The organism is Streptomyces sp. NBC_00597, from assembly GCF_041431095.1.
Lineage (GTDB): Bacteria > Actinomycetota > Actinomycetes > Streptomycetales > Streptomycetaceae > Streptomyces.
In genome coordinates this window covers 762,809-779,069 of record NZ_CP107757.1, presented here as the reverse complement: position 1 = coordinate 779,069, position 16,261 = coordinate 762,809, and the positions used below count along the sequence as shown (strand labels likewise).

General features: G+C 70.7%; 15 protein-coding genes. 12 read left to right on the top strand and 3 right to left on the bottom strand.

The features are described from left to right. The first annotated feature begins 212 nt into the window (after positions 1–212). The 11 genes from OG974_RS03195 to OG974_RS03145 all read left to right on the top strand — a co-directional run bounded on the left by OG974_RS03195 (position 213) and on the right by OG974_RS03145 (position 13,441). Positions 213–2,015 (top strand): 3-hydroxybutyryl-CoA dehydrogenase, encoded by a 1,803-nt coding sequence (locus tag OG974_RS03195; RefSeq protein ID WP_327279420.1) that lies wholly within the window; start codon positions 213–215, stop codon positions 2,013–2,015. A gap of 175 nt (positions 2,016–2,190) precedes the next feature. Further along, positions 2,191–3,012 carry a TetR family transcriptional regulator gene (locus OG974_RS03190; protein ID WP_327279419.1) on the top strand — a complete coding sequence of 274 codons (822 nt, stop codon included), beginning with the start codon at positions 2,191–2,193 and terminating at the stop codon, positions 3,010–3,012. 409 nt (positions 3,013–3,421) lie between these two features. Further along, on the top strand, positions 3,422–4,759 hold the full coding sequence (ccrA, locus tag OG974_RS03185; RefSeq protein WP_327279418.1) for a crotonyl-CoA carboxylase/reductase: 1,338 nt from the start codon (positions 3,422–3,424) through the stop codon (positions 4,757–4,759). Positions 4,760–4,790: 31 nt separating this feature from the next. Beyond that, positions 4,791–6,842 carry a protein meaA gene (locus OG974_RS03180; protein WP_327279417.1) on the top strand — a complete coding sequence of 684 codons (2,052 nt, stop codon included), beginning with the start codon at positions 4,791–4,793 and terminating at the stop codon, positions 6,840–6,842. Further along, positions 6,839–7,813 carry a CoA ester lyase gene (locus tag OG974_RS03175; protein ID WP_030292956.1) on the top strand — a complete coding sequence of 325 codons (975 nt, stop codon included), beginning with the start codon at positions 6,839–6,841 and terminating at the stop codon, positions 7,811–7,813. The genes OG974_RS03180 and OG974_RS03175 overlap by 4 nt, the downstream gene beginning before the upstream one ends. A gap of 4 nt (positions 7,814–7,817) precedes the next feature. Further along, positions 7,818–8,330, top strand: coding sequence for a MaoC family dehydratase (locus OG974_RS03170; RefSeq protein ID WP_030155134.1), 513 nt, complete (start codon positions 7,818–7,820; stop codon positions 8,328–8,330). Between the two features lie 2 nt (positions 8,331–8,332). Beyond that, positions 8,333–9,538, top strand: coding sequence for an acyl-CoA dehydrogenase family protein (locus OG974_RS03165; RefSeq protein WP_031158096.1), 1,206 nt, complete (start codon positions 8,333–8,335; stop codon positions 9,536–9,538). A 186-nt stretch (positions 9,539–9,724) separates the two neighbouring features. Further along, entirely contained in the window at positions 9,725–10,381 is a 657-nt protein-coding gene (locus OG974_RS03160; protein WP_030868027.1) for a phosphatidylserine decarboxylase, read from the top strand. 73 nt (positions 10,382–10,454) lie between these two features. Beyond that, on the top strand, positions 10,455–11,237 hold the full coding sequence (gene pssA, locus OG974_RS03155; protein WP_327285846.1) for a CDP-diacylglycerol--serine O-phosphatidyltransferase: 783 nt from the start codon (positions 10,455–10,457) through the stop codon (positions 11,235–11,237). Positions 11,238–11,447: 210 nt separating this feature from the next. Further along, positions 11,448–12,929 carry an AlkA N-terminal domain-containing protein gene (locus OG974_RS03150; protein ID WP_328764248.1) on the top strand — a complete coding sequence of 494 codons (1,482 nt, stop codon included), beginning with the start codon at positions 11,448–11,450 and terminating at the stop codon, positions 12,927–12,929. 14 nt (positions 12,930–12,943) lie between these two features. Then, positions 12,944–13,441: a methylated-DNA--[protein]-cysteine S-methyltransferase gene (locus OG974_RS03145; protein ID WP_327279415.1), complete on the top strand. Its 498-nt coding sequence runs from the start codon at positions 12,944–12,946 to the stop codon at positions 13,439–13,441. A 13-nt stretch (positions 13,442–13,454) separates the two neighbouring features. Here OG974_RS03145 and OG974_RS03140 read toward each other — a convergent pair whose 3' ends face one another. The 3 genes from OG974_RS03140 to OG974_RS03130 are packed head-to-tail and all read right to left on the bottom strand — an operon-like array spanning position 13,455 to position 14,673. Continuing rightward, positions 13,455–13,883 (bottom strand): hypothetical protein, encoded by a 429-nt coding sequence (locus tag OG974_RS03140; RefSeq protein ID WP_327279414.1) that lies wholly within the window; start codon positions 13,881–13,883, stop codon positions 13,455–13,457. 35 nt (positions 13,884–13,918) lie between these two features. Continuing rightward, positions 13,919–14,419 (bottom strand): NUDIX hydrolase, encoded by a 501-nt coding sequence (locus tag OG974_RS03135; protein ID WP_327279413.1) that lies wholly within the window; start codon positions 14,417–14,419, stop codon positions 13,919–13,921. 35 nt (positions 14,420–14,454) lie between these two features. Then, entirely contained in the window at positions 14,455–14,673 is a 219-nt protein-coding gene (locus tag OG974_RS03130) for a hypothetical protein (RefSeq protein ID WP_328764247.1), read from the bottom strand. Positions 14,674–14,914: 241 nt separating this feature from the next. On the opposite strand from OG974_RS03130, the gene OG974_RS03125 reads away from it, so the two are divergent. Continuing rightward, positions 14,915–16,063: a glycerate kinase gene (locus OG974_RS03125; RefSeq protein ID WP_328764246.1), complete on the top strand. Its 1,149-nt coding sequence runs from the start codon at positions 14,915–14,917 to the stop codon at positions 16,061–16,063. Positions 16,064–16,261 lie beyond the last annotated feature (198 nt).

The window sequence follows — 16,261 nt, the reverse complement described above, 5'->3', positions numbered from 1 at the left end:
CCGCCCCGTACCAGTCGGTTCGGTACCTCAGGCATGTCAGGTACCTCGTGTGGCTCAGGCACCTCGTGCGCCTCGGCCGCCTCTCTCGTTCGGTGTGGCCCCGGGACAGGGTCCGCCGTTCTCCGCCCCGCCCTTCCCGGGCCGGGCCCTCCTGCCGCGTCGTGCGCCGCGCGCAGCCCTCAGTCGTCACCCTCTCCCACTGGAGTCCCGCGATGGACCTTCCGTCCACGTCCAGTCAGTCCACCCTCCAGACCATCGCCGTCATCGGCCTCGGCACCATGGGCACCGGCATCGCCGAGGTCCTCGCCCAGGCCGGCCGCGAGGTCATCGGCATCGACATCAGCGACGCCGCCACCCGCCGGGCCACCGCCGCCCTCGCCGCCGCCACGGCCCGGTCGGTGACCCGCGAGCGGCTCACCGAGCAGGAGCGGGAGGGCGTGCTCGCCCGCTTCCGCACCTTCACCGAGCTGTCCGCCGCCGCCGACGCCGATCTCGTCATCGAGGTCGTCCCGGAGGACTACGAGCTCAAGCAGCGCCTGTTCCGCGAGCTCGACGCGATCGTCCGGCCCGACACGATCCTGGCCACCGGCACCAACGCCCTGTCGGTGACCCGGCTGGCCGCCGAGTCCCAGCACCCCGAGCGCGTGCTCGGCCTGCACTTCTTCAACCCGGCCCCGGCGATGAAGCTGGTCGAGGTCGTCTCCAGCGTCCTGACGGCCCCGCCGGCCGTCGAGGCGGTCACCGTGCTGGCCCGCGAGCTCGGCAAGGAGCCCGTCTCCGTCGGCGACCGCCCCGGCTTCGTCGCGGACGGCCTGCTGTTCGGCTACCTCAACCAGGCCGCCGCGATGTACGAGTCGAAGTACGCCTCCCGCGAGGACATCGACGCGGCGATGCGGCTGGGCTGCGGCCTGCCCATGGGCCCGCTCGCCCTGCTCGACCTGATCGGCGTGGACACCGCCCGGACCGTCCTTGAGGCCATGTACGCCTCCTCCGGCGACCGCCTGCACGCCCCGGCCCCGATCCTGGGCCACCTCGCGGAGGCCGGCCTGACCGGGCAGAAGTCCGGCCGCGGCTTCTACACGTACGTGGAGCCGGGCAGCTCCACGGTCGTCCGTGACGCGCAGACCCCGCTGGACGGGGCGCGGCTCGGCGAGGGCCGTCCGGTCACCTCGGTCGGCGTGGCCGGCTCCGGGACCATGGCGAGCGGGATCGCGCAGGTCTTCGCGCAGGCCGGGTTCGCGGTGGTGCTCGCCGCCCGCAGCCAGGAGAAGGCGGACGCCGCGAAGGCCGCGATCGGCAAGTCCTTGGGCCGTGCGGTGTCCAAGGGCAAGCTGACCGAGGAGAACGCGGCGCAGACGCTGGAGCGGATCACTCCGGCCGGCTCGCTGGACGCCTTCGCCGACGTGGACCTGGCCGTGGAGGCCGTCGCCGAGAACCTGGCGGTCAAGCAGGAGCTGTTCGCGGCCCTCGACAAGGTCTGCAAGCCGGGCGCGGTGCTGGCCACCACGACCTCCTCGCTCCCGGTGATCGCGGTCGCCCGCGTGACCTCGCGTCCGCAGGACGTGATCGGCATGCACTTCTTCAACCCGGCGCCGGCGATGAAGCTGGTCGAGGTGGTCCGGACCGTCCTGACCTCGGACGACGTGCACGCCACGGTCCGCGAGATCTGCACGAAGGTGCGCAAGCACCCGGTGGACTGCGGGGACCGGGCCGGGTTCATCGTGAACGCGCTGCTGTTCCCGTACTTGAACAACGCCGTGAAGATGGTCGAGCAGCACTACGCCACCCTCGACGACATCGACGCCGCCATGAAGCTGGGCGGCGGCTACCCGATGGGGCCGTTCGAGCTGCTCGACGTCGTCGGCCTGGACGTCTCGCTGGCGATCGAGAAGGTCCTCCACAAGGAGTTCCGGGACCCTGGTCTGGCCCCGTCCCCGCTGCTGGAGCACCTGGTGGCGGCGGGCTGCCTGGGCCGGAAGACCGGCCGCGGATTCCGTGAGTACGCCCGCCGGTAATCAGCGCCCTGACCAGGGGCCCCAAGAGCCGGATGCGTGGGGAGGGCTGCTCGGGTCTGCCGGACCCTCACGGCAGACCGTACCCTCCGAGCCCAGTGCGGGCCCTCCCCCGCATCCACCCCCGTCCCACCCCCCTCAGGCGCGCTCACCCGCGCGAATGAAGTACTTTCGCTCTATGTCCCAGCCCGCCAAGTCCTCGCCCCGCGCCACCACGGCCTCCGACAACCCGGAGAGCACGGCCGGCACCAAGGCGGCCGCGCAGCGGCTCAAGATGCGGCGGGAGCTCGCCGCCGCCGCGATGGAGCTGTTCGCCACCAAGGGGTACGAGGCGACGACGGTCGACGAGATCGCCGCGACGGCGGGGGTGGCGCGCCGGACCTTCTTCCGTCACTTCCGGTCCAAGGAAGAGGCGATCTTCCCGGACCACGACGACACCTTGACCAGGGCCGAGGCGGTGCTGGACGTGGCCCCGGCGCACGAGCACCCGCTCGACACGGTGTGCCGCGGGATCAAGGAAGTCATGAAGATGTACGCCGCCTCGCCGGCGGTGTCGGTGGAGCGCTACCGGCTGACCCGCGAGGTGCCGGCGCTGCGGGAGCGGGAGATCGCCTCGGTGGCCCGGTACGAGCGGCTGTTCACCCGCTACCTGCTGGCCCACTTCGACGAGACCGACCACCACGACGGCAACGACGACCCGCTGCTGGCCGAAGTGGCCGCTTCGGCGGTGGTGACGGCCCACAACCACGTGCTGCGGCGCTGGCTGCGGGCGGGGGGCCAGGGGGACGTGGAGGCACAGCTGGACCACGCCTTCTCGATCGTGCGCAAGACCTTCGGCACGGGGATCGGAGCCGGCCGGACCCTGACCACCGGGCCGGCCCCGGCCGCGCCGGCGGAGGTCCGTACGCAGGGCGAGGTGCTGGTGGCGGTGGCCCGGACGGACGCCCCGCTGGACGAGGTCATGCGGACCATCGAGGAAGCGCTGAGAAACAAGCAGTAGACGCACGAGTCACGCACATCACAGTGGCCGCTCCCATTCCGGGGGCGGCCGCTTTTGTTTGTCCGACTTGCCCCTACTCACCGGTAACAATGATCGATCATCGCTCATCTGTGCAGGTCAATAGGCAAATGAGAGAAAGTTTTGGCACGCGGTGCCTTGCTGAGTGACACGGGGTGCCATACGTTGAATCTCGTCCGGATGTCCCCGCGGTCCACGCCCACTCGGCACGAACCGCGCCCCGGATGCCTGCGTCACCAGGCACCGCACGCCCCACCACGGGCGTCGCCAGCACCACAGCTCCGCCGGACCGACGGCATCTCGCACCACCCGCAGCACCACACCACACCCGTACCGCGCACCCGCGTATCCCTCAGCGCACCCTCATCAGCGCTTCGCCGGAGGCAACACCGTGAAGGACATCCTGGACGCGATCCAGTCGCAGGCCGCTACGCCCGCCGACTTCGCGGCCCTGCCGCTCCCCGACTCGTACCGCGCGATCACCGTGCACAAGGACGAGGCGGAGATGTTCGCGGGGCTCACCACCCGTGAGAAGGACCCGCGCAAGTCCCTGCACCTCGACCAGGTCCCGGTGCCGGAGCTCGGCCCGGGCGAGGCCCTCGTGGCCGTCATGGCCTCGTCGGTCAACTACAACTCCGTGTGGACGTCGATCTTCGAGCCGGTGTCCACCTTCAGCTTCCTGGAGCGCTACGGGCGCCTGTCGGAGCTCACCAAGCGCCACGACCTCCCGTACCACGTCATCGGCTCGGACCTCGCGGGCGTCGTGCTGCGCACCGGCCCCGGCGTCAACGCCTGGAAGCCCGGCGACGAGGTCGTCGCCCACTGCCTCTCGGTCGAGCTGGAGTCCTCCGACGGCCACAACGACACGATGCTCGACCCCGAGCAGCGCATCTGGGGCTTCGAGACCAACTTCGGCGGCCTGGCGGAGATCGCACTCGTCAAGTCCAACCAGCTGATGCCGAAGCCGGACCACCTCAGCTGGGAGGAGGCCGCCTCCCCCGGCCTGGTCAACTCCACCGCCTACCGCCAGCTGGTCTCCCGCAACGGCGCCGGCATGAAGCAGGGCGACAACGTCCTGATCTGGGGCGCCAGCGGCGGCCTCGGCTCGTACGCCACCCAGTTCGCACTGGCCGGCGGCGCCAACCCGATCTGCGTGGTCTCCTCCCCCGAGAAGGCGGACATCTGCCGCGCGATGGGCGCCGAGGCGGTCATCGACCGCAACGCCGAGGGCTACAAGTTCTGGAAGGACGAGCACACCCAGGACCCCAAGGAGTGGAAGCGCTTCGGCAAGCGCATCCGCGAGCTGACCGGCGGCGAGGACATCGACATCGTCTTCGAGCACCCCGGCCGCGAGACCTTCGGCGCCTCCGTCTACGTCACCCGCAAGGGCGGCACGATCACCACCTGCGCCTCGACCTCGGGCTACATGCACGAGTACGACAACCGCTACCTGTGGATGTCGCTCAAGCGGATCGTCGGCTCGCACTTCGCCAACTACCGCGAGGCCTGGGAGGCCAACCGCCTGGTGGCCAAGGGCAAGATCCACCCGACGCTGTCCAAGGTCTACTCCCTGGAGGAGACCGGCCAGGCCGCGTACGACGTCCACCGCAACCTCCACCAGGGCAAGGTCGGCGTCCTCGCGCTCGCCCCCGAGGAGGGCCTGGGCATTCGCAACCAGGAGCTCCGCGCCCAGCACATCGACGCCATCAACCGCTTCCGCAACGTCTGAGACGTCCGAGGGCCCAGAGGGACAGCCTGAGATGACAGAGCGCCAGAAAGACCGTCCGTGGCTCATGCGGACGTACGCCGGCCACTCCACGGCCGAGGCGTCCAACGAGCTGTACCGCCGCAACCTCGCCAAGGGCCAGACCGGCCTGTCGGTCGCGTTCGACCTCCCGACGCAGACCGGCTACGACCCCGACCACATCCTCGCCCGCGGCGAGGTGGGCCGGGTCGGGGTCCCGGTCTCCCATCTGGGCGACATGCGGCGGCTGTTCCAGGACATCCCCCTGGAACAGATGAACACCTCGATGACGATCAACGCCACCGCCATGTGGCTGCTGGCGCTCTACCAGGTGGCCGCCGAGGAGCAGGGCGCGGACATCTCCCAGCTCCAGGGCACCACGCAGAACGACATCGTCAAGGAGTACCTCTCGCGCGGGACGCACGTCTTCCCGCCCGGGCCCTCGCTCCGCCTGACGACGGACATGATCGCGTACACGGTCAACCACATCCCGAAGTGGAACCCGATCAACATCTGCTCGTACCACCTCCAGGAGGCCGGGGCCACCCCGGTCCAGGAGATCTCGTACGCGATGTCGACCGCGATCGCCGTACTGGACTCGGTGCGCGACTCGGGCCAGGTCCCGGAGGACCGCTTCGGTGAAGTGGTCGCCCGTATCTCGTTCTTCGTGAACGCGGGCGTCCGCTTCATCGAGGAGATGTGCAAGATGCGCGCCTTCGGCCGCATCTGGGACCAGGTCACCCGCGAGCGCTACGGCATCGAGAACCCCAAGCAGCGCCGCTTCCGGTACGGCGTCCAGGTCAACTCCCTGGGCCTGACCGAGGCGCAGCCGGAGAACAACGTCCAGCGCATCGTGCTGGAGATGCTCGCGGTGACCCTCTCCAAGGACGCCCGGGCCCGCGCCGTGCAGCTGCCGGCTTGGAACGAGGCGCTGGGCCTGCCCCGGCCCTGGGACCAGCAGTGGTCGCTGCGCATCCAGCAGGTCCTGGCGCACGAGAGCGACCTGCTGGAGTACGAGGACATCTTCGCCGGATCCCACGTCATCGAGGCCAAAGTCGACTCCCTGGTCGCCGACTGCCTGGCCGAGATCGACCGGATCCAGGAGATGGGCGGCGCGATGGCCGCCGTCGAGTCCGGGTACCTGAAGTCCCAGCTCGTCTCCTCGCACGCCGAGCGCCGCGCCCGCATCGAAGCCGGCGAGGACAAGATCGTCGGCGTCAACTGCTTCGAGCAGACCGAGCCGAACCCGCTCACCGCCGATCTCGACGGCGCGATCATGACGGTGGACGGGGCCGTGGAGGCACTGACGGTCGAGCGGATCGGCCGCTGGCGCGCCGAGCGGCAGGAGTCCTCGGAGCGGCAGGGGAACGGCGACCCGTTCGTCTTCCCGACGGTGATGCAGGCCCTGGACCGGCTGAAGGAGGCCGCCGCCGGGACCGAGAACCTGATGGAGGCCACGCTCGAATGCGCCCGGGCCGGTGTCACCACCGGCGAGTGGGCGAACGCCCTGCGCGAGGTGTTCGGCGAGTTCCGCGCCCCGACCGGGGTCTCCTCGGCCCCGGTGGCCGTCACCGCGGAAGAGGGCACGCCGATGGCCCTCGTCCGCGAGAAGGTCGCCCGGACCGCCGAGGACCTGGGCTCCGGCCGGCTGCGCCTGCTGGTCGGCAAGCCCGGCCTGGACGGGCACTCCAACGGCGCCGAGCAGATCGCCGTACGGGCCCGCGACGCCGGGTTCGAGGTGGTCTACCAGGGCATCCGGCTGACGCCCGAGGAGATCTCCTCGGCGGCGCTGGCCGAGGACGTGCACTGCGTGGGACTGTCCATCCTGTCCGGCTCGCACAGCGCGCTCGTGCCGGACGTGCTGGAACGCCTCCGTACGGCGGGGGCGGGTGACATACCCGTCGTCCTCGGCGGCATCATTCCGAACGCCGACGCCATCGCGCTCAAGGCGGCCGGAGTCGCCGCCGTCTTCACACCCAAGGACTTCGGTATCACGGAGATCATCGGCCGTATCGTCGACGAGATCCGGAAAGCGAACAAGCTCGACCCTCTGGAGGTCCCCGCATGACCACGCCCACGTCTCCCGTGAACCGGCTGCGGCCGCGCCGCTCCTGCCTCGCGGTGCCGGGCTCGAACCCGCGCTTCCTGGAGAAGGCCCAGGGCCTGCCGGCCGACCAGGTCTTCCTCGACCTGGAGGACGCCTGCGCCCCGCTCGCCAAGGAAGGCGCCCGCCACACGATCGTGGACGCGCTGAACAACGGCGACTGGACCGGCAAGACCCGGGTCGTGCGCGTCAACGACTGGACCACGCACTGGACGTACCGCGACGTCATCACCGTCGTGGAGGGCGCGGGCCAGAACCTCGACTGCATCATGCTGCCGAAGGTCCAGGACGCCCAGCAGGTCGTGGCGCTCGACCTCCTGCTGACCCAGATCGAGAAGACGATGGGCTTCGAGGTCGGCAAGATCGGCATCGAGGCGCAGATCGAGAACGCCAAGGGCCTGGTCAACGTCGACGAGATCGCCGCCGCCTCGCCGCGGCTGGAGACCATCATCTTCGGCCCGGCAGACTTCATGGCCTCGATCAACATGAAGTCCCTGGTCGTGGGCATGCAGCCGCCCGGCTACCCGGCGGACGCCTACCACTACATCCTGATGCGGATCCTGATGGCAGCCCGCATGCACAACCTCCAGGCGATCGACGGCCCCTTCCTCCAGATCCGCGACGTGGACGCCTACCGCGAGGTGGCGGGCCGGGCGGCGGCGCTGGGCTTCGACGGCAAGTGGGTGCTGCACCCGGGCCAGGTCGACGCGGCCAACGAGGTCTTCTCGCCCTCCCAGGAGGACTACGACCACTCCGAGCTGATCCTCGACGCGTACGACTGGTGCACCTCCGAGGCCGGCGGCAAGAAGGGCTCGGCCATGCTCGGCGACGAGATGATCGACGAGGCCAGCCGCAAGATGGCCCTGGTCATCGCGGGCAAGGGCCGTGCCGCGGGCATGCAGCGCACCACCAAGTTCGAGATCCCGGAGGCGTAGGGCCATGCAGTTCGGACGCACTTACGAAGAGTTCGAGGTCGGGGCGGTCTACAAGCACTGGCCCGGGAAGACGGTCACCGAGTACGACGACCACCTCTTCTGCCTGCTGACCATGAATCACCACCCGCTCCACATGGACAGCAATTACGCGGAGAACACGACCGACTTCGGCAAGAACGTGGTCGTGGGCAACTACATCTACTCGCTGCTGCTCGGCATGTCCGTGCCGGACGTCTCCGGGAAGGCCATCGCCAACCTGGAGATCGAATCGCTGCGGCACGTGGCGCCAACCTTCCACGGCGACACCATCTACGGTGAGACCACGGTCCTCGACAAGACCCCGTCCAAGTCGAAGAACGACCGCGGAATCGTCTACGTGGAGACCAAGGGCTACAAGCAGGACGGCACCCTCGTCTGCGTCTTCCGGCGCAAGGTGATGGTCCCGACCGAGACGTACATCAAGGAGCGCGGCGGCGAGCAGCCCGGCCGCCCGCAGCTGAAGGAACAGGGGAAGTAGCCATGGCCCGACTCGCCCAGACCGCCGGGCTGACCGACGTCCAGCGGGAGATCCTCAAGACCGTCCGGGAGTTCGTCGACAAGGAGATCATCCCGGTCGCGACCGAACTCGAACACCGTGACGAGTACCCGCAGCAGATCGTCGACGGACTCAAGGAGCTCGGCCTCTTCGGGCTGATGATCCCCGAGGAGTACGGCGGCCTGGGTGAGTCGCTGCTCACCTACGCGCTGTGCGTGGAGGAGATAGCGCGGGGCTGGATGTCCGTCTCGGGCATCATCAACACCCACTTCATCGTGGCGTACATGCTCAAGCAGCACGGCACGCAGGAGCAGAAGGACCACTTCCTCCCGCGCATGGCGCTGGGCGAGGTGCGCGGCGCGTTCTCGATGTCCGAGCCGGCCCTGGGCTCCGATGTGTCGGCCATCACGTCCAAGGCGGTCAAGGACGGCGACGAGTACGTCCTGAACGGCCAGAAGATGTGGCTGACGAACGGCGGCAGCTCCACGCTGGTGGCGGTCCTCGTGCGAAGTGACGAAGGACACCCCGAGGGCACGGCCCCGCACAAGTCGATGACGACCTTCCTCGTCGAGAAGGAGCCGGGCTTCGGTGAGGTCCGTCCGGGCCTGACCATCCCCGGCAAGATCGACAAGATGGGCTACAAGGGCGTCGACACGACCGAGCTCATCATGGATGGACTGCGCATTCCGGCCAATCGGGTCCTCGGCGGCCAGACCGGCCGAGGGTTTTACCAAATGATGGACGGCGTCGAGGTCGGCCGCGTGAACGTGGCGGCGCGTGGCTGCGGCGTCGCTCAGCGTGCGTTCGAGCTGGGTGTCTCTTATGCCCAGCAACGTCACACTTTCGGCAAGGCGATCGCGGAGCACCAGGCCATCCAGTTCAAGCTGGCCGAGATGGCTACCAAGGTCGAGGCCGCCCATGCCATGATGGTCAATGCAGCACGCAAAAAGGACTCTGGGGAACGAAACGACCTTGAGGCAGGGATGGCGAAGTACCTCGCCTCCGAATACTGCAAGGAGGTGGTGGAGGACGCCTTCCGCATCCACGGCGGGTACGGGTTCTCCAAGGAGTACGAGATCGAGCGCCTCTACCGGGAGGCGCCGATGCTGCTGATCGGTGAAGGGACGGCCGAGATCCAGAAAATGATCATCGGTCGACGACTCCTTGAGGAGTACCGACTGCAGGGCTGAAAGTCCCTTTTGCGGCGGATCCTCCATGGGTTCGTCGCAAAAGAATCACTGGCAGTCACTGGCTGGCGGCCATCGACTCGGCTTCTGGCTTGCCCAGTTGTTGCGTGCAACCGATAGCATTCCAGTAAAGCCGCCGTCCCGTCCCCCTGTTTGCGGCGCGGCAATCACCCGCTACGAAGGTCATTCATGCCCCACAGCCAAACCTCTGCACCTCGCGTCGGCATCCTCGGTGGACGTCTCGCACGCGGAGCATCGCCGTGGCTTCTGCCGACCGTCGCCACCGCTGCGCTCAGCCTCACCCGGGCCCGCAAGTCCGGACGCTGGGCGGCAGTGGCCGTGCCCACCACCGCTCTCGCGGCGGGCATGCTGTGGTTCTTCCGCGACCCCGAGCGTGAGATCACGCAGGGCCGGGTCATCTCGCCCGCCGACGGTGTGGTGCAGAGCATCATGCCGTGGAAGGACGGGCGGACCCGGGTCGCGATCTTCATGAGCCCCCTGAACGTCCACGTCAACCGCGCGCCCCTCGCGGGCACGGTGACGTCCGTGGAGCACATCCCCGGCGGGTTCGTCCCGGCGTTCAACAAGGAGAGCGAGAACAACGAGCGCGTCGTCTGGCACTTCGACACCGAGCTCGGCGACATCGAGATGGTGCAGATCGCCGGCGCCGTCGCACGCCGCATCGTCCCGTACCTGCCGGCCGGTACCAAGGTGGAGCAGGGCGAACGCATCGGTCTGATCCGCTTCGGCTCCCGCGTCGACATCTACCTCCCCGAGGGTGTCGAGGTCGCGGTCGAGGTCGGCCAGGCCACCACCGCGGGGGTGACCCGAATTGACCGTGACTGACCCTGAGACTCCCACCACACCGTCGGGTGGGTGGGTACCCGAGGCCGCGGAGGAGGAGTCCGTCGAAGACGACATGCCGCTCTCGCTGCGGCTGTCGATAGCGGACACCCTCACCCTCGGCAACGCGACCTGCGGATTCATGGCGGTGTACTTCACCACCACCGGGATCCTCATCCCGCACCTCACCGGCAGCGGCGAGTCGGGCATGGCCCGCAACAGCGCTGCGACGGCGGTGATACTGATGCTGCTCGCCGCGGTCTTCGACCTCTTCGACGGCATCGTGGCCCGCAAGCTGCGCAGCTCTCCGATGGGCGCCGAGCTGGACAACCTGTCCGACCTGATCAGCTTCGGCCTGGCTCCCGCGTACTTCGTGCTCGTGTACGGCATGGTCGCCGACGACGCGGTGCAGAAGATGTCCGCGCTGGCCGCGATCGTGGTGCTGCTGGCCGTGGTGCTCAGACTCGCGAGATTCAGCTGCGTGACCATGAAGGACGGCATGTTCCAGGGCATGCCGAGCCCCTTCGGCGCGCTGACGGTCGTCTCGATCGTGCTGCTGGAGCTGCCGTTCGTCCCGACGCTGCTGGCGATCATCGGGGTGGCCTGGCTGATGGTGAGCCGGGTCGAGTACCCGAAGCCGCGGGGTGTCCTCGCGGTGGCGATGCTGAGCTGGATCATCGGGGCCATGGGCCTGCTGGCGGCCTGGGCATTCGACGCCCCGGGCGGTCAGCTGCTGCTCCAGGCGGGCTGCGCGCTGCAGATCGCCCTGGCGGCCACCATCCCGCTGTTCGCGACGACCCGTCGCGCGAACACGTTCCGCCACAACCGCCGCGAGGCGCGGGCGGCGCAGCTCCCGTAGGACCGCTTCCGAAGGGCCCCCGGTGCCGATCAGGCACGGGGGCCCTTTCGCATGTGCGGGAGCCTCGGAGGGGGCGGGGCGGCCGGCGGGGCAGACCCCCGGCCCCGCCGGCCGCCCCCGCCGCCGTGGCCCCCGTCCAGCCCCCGGAGGGCTACGCTTGATGTCGGAAAACCGCCAGCCCCGGCGACACCGGGCCAGGATGCTGGAGCCATGTACACCGACACCGACCGCTGCGTCAGGGCCGTGCAGTCGAAGGACGCCCGCTTCGACGGCTGGTTCTTCACCGCTGTCCTGACCACCCGGATCTACTGCCGGCCCAGCTGCCCCGCCGTCCCGCCCAAGGTCGAGAACATGACCTTCCTGCCCAGCGCCGCCGCCTGCCAGCAGGCCGGGTTCCGGGCCTGCAAGCGGTGCCGGCCCGACACCTCCCCCGGGTCCCCCGAGTGGAACGCCCGCGCCGACGCCGTCGCCCGGGCCATGCGGCTCATCCAGGACGGCGTCGTCGACCGCGAGGGCGTGCCCGGGCTGGCGACACGGCTCGGGTACTCCACCCGACAGGTCGAACGGCAGCTCAACGCCGAGCTCGGCGCGGGGCCCCTGGCCCTGGCCCGGGCCCAGCGCGCCCAGACGGCCCGGCTGCTCATCGAGACCTCCGAGCTGCCGATGGGCGACGTGGCCTTCGCCGCCGGGTTCTCCTCGATCCGGACCTTCAACGAGACCGTCCGCGAGGTCTTCGCCCTCGCCCCCGGCGAGCTGCGCCAGCGGGCCGAAAAGGCCCATCGGCACGTCCCCAAGGTGCCCGGCACGATCAGCCTGCGGCTGCCCTACCGGGCCCCGCTCAACCCCGACAACCTCTTCGGCCACCTCGCCGCGACCGCCGTCCCCGGCGTCGAGGAGTGGCGCTCCGGCGCCTACCGCCGCACGCTGCGGCTCCCGTACGGCACCGGGGTCGTCGCGCTGAGCCCGCGGCCGGACCACATCGCCTGCCAGCTGGCCCTCACCGACCTGCGCGACCTCACCATCGCCATCAGCCGCTGCCGCTGGATGCTCGACCTCGACGCCGACCCCGAGGCCGTCGACGAGCAACTGCGCTCCGACCCGCTGCTGGCGCCGCTGGTGGACAAGGCCCCGGGGCGGCGGGTGCCGCGTACGGTCGACGCGGCGGAGTTCGCCGTACGGGCGGTGCTCGGCCAGCAGGTGTCCACGGCCGCGGCCCGCACGCACGCCGCCCGACTGGTCGCCTCGTACGGGGAACGGGTGGCCGACCCCGACCCCGAGGGCGGGCTGACCCACCTGTTCCCTTCGCCGCAGGCGCTGGCCGGCCTGGACCCGGAGTCCCTGGCGCTGCCGGCGAGCCGGCGCGCCACCCTCACCACCCTGGTCGGCGCCCTGGCCGACGGCTCCCTCCCGCTCGGCATCGACAGCGACTGGGAGGCGGCCCGCGCGCAGCTGAACGCGCTGCCCGGGTTCGGCCCGTGGACGACCGAGGTGATCGCGATGCGGGCGCTGGGCGATCCGGACGCCTTCCTGCCGTCCGACCTGGGGGTCCGGCGGGCCGCGAGGGAGCTCGGGCTGCCGTCGACACCGGCGGCGCTGACGGCCCGGGCAGCCGGCTGGCGGCCCTGGCGCGCGTACGCCGTGCAGTACCTGTGGGCCACCGACGCCCACCCCATCAACCACCTGCCCGTCTGAGGAGCGTTTCCGTCATGAGCACCAAGCAGCACACCGTCGTCGACAGCCCCTACGGCCCGCTGACGCTGGTCGCCACGGACGGCGTCCTCAGCGGCCTGTACATGACCGGGCAGCGGCACCGGCCGGTCGAGGAGGCCTTCGGGGAGCGCGTCGCCGCGACCGAGGGGCCGTTCCCCGAGGTGGCGCGGCAGCTGGCCGCCTACTTCGCCGGGGAGCTCACCGCGTTCGACGTGCCCGTCCGGCTGGAGGGCACCGAGTTCCAGCGCAGCGTCTGGGACCAGCTCGTACGGATCCCGTACGGCGCAACCTGGTCGTACGGGGAGCTCGCGGCCAGGCTGGGCAAGCCGAACGCCTCGCGGGCGGTGGGCCTGGCCAACGGGAAGAACCCGGTCAGCATCATCGTGCCGTGCCACCGGGTGATCGGTGCCTCGGGCAGCATGACCGGTTACGGGGGCGGAGTCGAGCGCAAGGTGCAGCTGCTGGCCTTCGAGGCCGGGGCGGCCACCCTCTGATCGCGGGGCCGCGTCAGACCAGTGCGAGGGGGACGAGCAGCGCGAACGCGGCGCCCGCCTCCACCGCGTAGCCGTACAGGGAGGGGTGCTGGACGGGGGCGGCGAGCAGCACCACGCTCTGCTGGGCGGTGGCCGCCGCCACCCAGTCGGCGTCGGCGCCGAGGTTGCCCTGGTACCAGCCCTCGCAGGTGCCGGGGCCGGTGACGGCGAGGAGGTCGTCCTCGCGGCGGTAGAACGCCTGCCAGCCGGCGGCGGGGACGGACCAGCCTTCGAAATCGGTGAACTGGGCCCAGCCGCCGTCGCGTATCGCGGTGTCGAACAGCCACACCGGCGTCCCCTCGGGGGTGAACTCGCCGCCCTCCTGCTGTTCGGTGGTGAAGTGGACCATGGGCAGCGCGTCGGGCCCGTCGGCGGTGCTGGGCCAGGCGTACATCGTGATCATCAGATGATTCTGTCCTGCTTCGAGTAAGTCCGGTGTCACGAGGAGACCGGGCGGCTGCCGTTCTCCAGTTCCGCGGCGCCCTCGCCGGACTCCAGGACCCGGTAGGCCTCTTGGGTGCGCCGGCCGAGCGATCCGGGGAGGTACGCGGTGAGTTCGGCGGGCTCGACCAGCCGCCAGGAGAGCAGTTCCTCCTCCTGGAGCTTGATGGAGTCGAGCTGCGCCCCGTCGAGCACGCCGCCGTCGTAGAGGTACGCGACCAGCGGCGGACGGCCCTCGCCGAGCGTCCAGTCGACGGCGAGCAGCCGGCCGAGCGGCAGGTCCAGGCCGATCTCCTCGGCGCTCTCGCGGCGCGCGGCCGCCCGCGGGGACTCGCCCCGGTCCGACTCGATGGTGCCGCCCGGCAGGGCCCAGCCCGCACGGTAGTTGGGTTCGACGAGCAGCACCCGGCCCGCCGCGTCCCGGTAGAGGGCGGCGGCCCCGGCCAGCACCCGGGGCAGGCTCGCGATGTACGTGGCGTAGTCATCCGTGGTGGTCACCCCGCAACCCTACCCAGCGGCCCCGGCGGGCGGGATCAGGGCTCCGGGGTGCCGCGGGGCGGGGGGGCCTCGCGGGCGCGGCGGCTGGTTGCGGCGACGCTGCGGGGGTGGCCGGCCGGGCCCTGTTCGGTGAGGGCGTCGCCGACCATCGCCCGGACGGCGTCCCGCATCCCGTGCAGGGCGGTGCTCGACGCCGTGTCGAAGGAGTCCTTGCCCAGGGCTGCCCAGGCGACGACGGCCAGCACGGCGATCACACCGATGGTGACGACGGCACGGTCCGGGGTGCCGTCCGGGCCCCCAGGGCCCCACCGGGGGAATCCGGACGCGTCTCTTCCAGCGAATCCGCGCTCATGCGGCCACACTATGCAGGCGTATATCCGCATTTAGGGGCATGGCGCGCCGGGCGTGACCCAGGCCACCCATGGGCATAGGAGGATCCTCCGGATAGGCTCATGGGGGCGCGACTGCACTGTTCGATAGCAAGGGATTAGCAAGGTGACGAACGGAGCAGTAACTGAGACCGCGCGCGTGCTCATCGCCGCGGACAAATTCAAGGGCTCGCTCACGGCCGTTCAGGTCGCGGAGCGGGTGACGGCGGGCCTTCGCAAGGCCGTGCCCGGCGTGGAGGTCGAGACCCTCCCCGTCGCGGACGGCGGCGACGGCACGGTCGCGGCCGCCGTGGCGGCCGGGTTCGAACGCCGGGAAGTGCGGGTCACCGGACCGCTCGGCGAGCAGGTCACGGCCGCTTTCGCGCTCCAGGACGGCACCGCCGTGGTCGAGATGGCGGAGGCTTCCGGGCTGCAGCTGCTGCCGGCGGGTGTGTTCGCCCCGCTGACGGCGACCACGTACGGCTCGGGCGAGCTGCTGAAGGCCGCGCTGGACGCGGGCGCGCGCACCATCGTCTTCGGCGTGGGCGGCAGCGCCACCACCGACGGCGGCGCGGGCATGCTGGCCGCGCTGGGTGCGGTGTTCCTGGACGCGAACGGCGAACCGGTCGGTCCGGGCGGCGGCGCGCTCGCCGAGCTGGCGTCCGCTGACCTGTCCGGGATCGACCCGCGCTTCGCCGAGGTGGAGTTCGTCCTGGCGAGCGACGTGGACAACCCGCTGACGGGCCCGAAGGGCGCACCCGCGGTCTACGGCCCGCAGAAGGGGGCGACCCCGCAGGACGTGGCGACGCTGGACGCGGCACTGGCGCACTTCGCGGTGGTGCTGGAGAAGTCGATCGGCGAGAAGGCCGGCCGGCTGGCCGCCGCCCCGGGCGCGGGCGGCGCGGGCGGCATCGGGTACGGGGCACTGCTGCTCGGCGCGTCGTTCCGGCCCGGCATCGAGCTGATGCTGGAGGTGCTGGGCTTCGCCCCGGCGCTGGAGCGGGCGACGCTGGTCATCACCGGTGAGGGCTCGCTCGACGAGCAGACCCTGCACGGCAAGGCCCCGGCCGGTGTCGCGGCGGCGGCCCGCGCGGCCGGCAAGGAGGTCGTGGCGGTGTGCGGGCGGCTGCTGCTCCAGCCCGAGGCGCTGCAGGCGGCGGGCATCCGCCGGGCGTACCCGCTGACGGAGATCGAGCCGGACACGGCGAAGTGCATTGCCGAGGCGGGACCGCTGCTGGAGCGGGTGGCGGCGAACATCGCCGCCGACGTTCTCTGACCGTTCCGGTCGGCCGCGCGAGGCCCGGCACCCCCTGCGCGGGGTGCCGGGCCTCGGCGTTTGTGGCCGGTGCCGGTGGCGGTGGTGGGGGCTGGCCCCCGGGACCGGACGGGGCGGGGGATTTCGGGGCGCCGCGCGGCGCCGTTGTCGGGGCTCCGCCCCCAACCCCGCGCCTCAAACACCGGCGGGGCTGAATCT

What these genes read in the sequence shown, in the direction of transcription:
- pssA (WP_327285846.1), top strand. Translation starts at nt 10,455, where the DNA reads ATGCCGCTCTCGCTGCGGCTGTCGATAGCGGACACCCTCACCCTCGGC.
- OG974_RS03170 (WP_030155134.1), top strand. Translation starts at nt 7,818, where the DNA reads ATGCAGTTCGGACGCACTTACGAAGAGTTCGAGGTCGGGGCGGTCTAC.
- OG974_RS03150 (WP_328764248.1), top strand. Translation starts at nt 11,448, where the DNA reads ATGTACACCGACACCGACCGCTGCGTCAGGGCCGTGCAGTCGAAGGAC.
- OG974_RS03165 (WP_031158096.1), top strand. Translation starts at nt 8,333, where the DNA reads ATGGCCCGACTCGCCCAGACCGCCGGGCTGACCGACGTCCAGCGGGAG.
- OG974_RS03190 (WP_327279419.1), top strand. Translation starts at nt 2,191, where the DNA reads ATGTCCCAGCCCGCCAAGTCCTCGCCCCGCGCCACCACGGCCTCCGAC.
- OG974_RS03140 (WP_327279414.1), bottom strand. Translation starts at nt 13,883, where the DNA reads ATGATCACGATGTACGCCTGGCCCAGCACCGCCGACGGGCCCGACGCG.
- OG974_RS03160 (WP_030868027.1), top strand. Translation starts at nt 9,725, where the DNA reads ATGCCCCACAGCCAAACCTCTGCACCTCGCGTCGGCATCCTCGGTGGA.
- OG974_RS03175 (WP_030292956.1), top strand. Translation starts at nt 6,839, where the DNA reads ATGACCACGCCCACGTCTCCCGTGAACCGGCTGCGGCCGCGCCGCTCC.
- OG974_RS03195 (WP_327279420.1), top strand. Translation starts at nt 213, where the DNA reads ATGGACCTTCCGTCCACGTCCAGTCAGTCCACCCTCCAGACCATCGCC.
- OG974_RS03180 (WP_327279417.1), top strand. Translation starts at nt 4,791, where the DNA reads ATGACAGAGCGCCAGAAAGACCGTCCGTGGCTCATGCGGACGTACGCC.
- OG974_RS03145 (WP_327279415.1), top strand. Translation starts at nt 12,944, where the DNA reads ATGAGCACCAAGCAGCACACCGTCGTCGACAGCCCCTACGGCCCGCTG.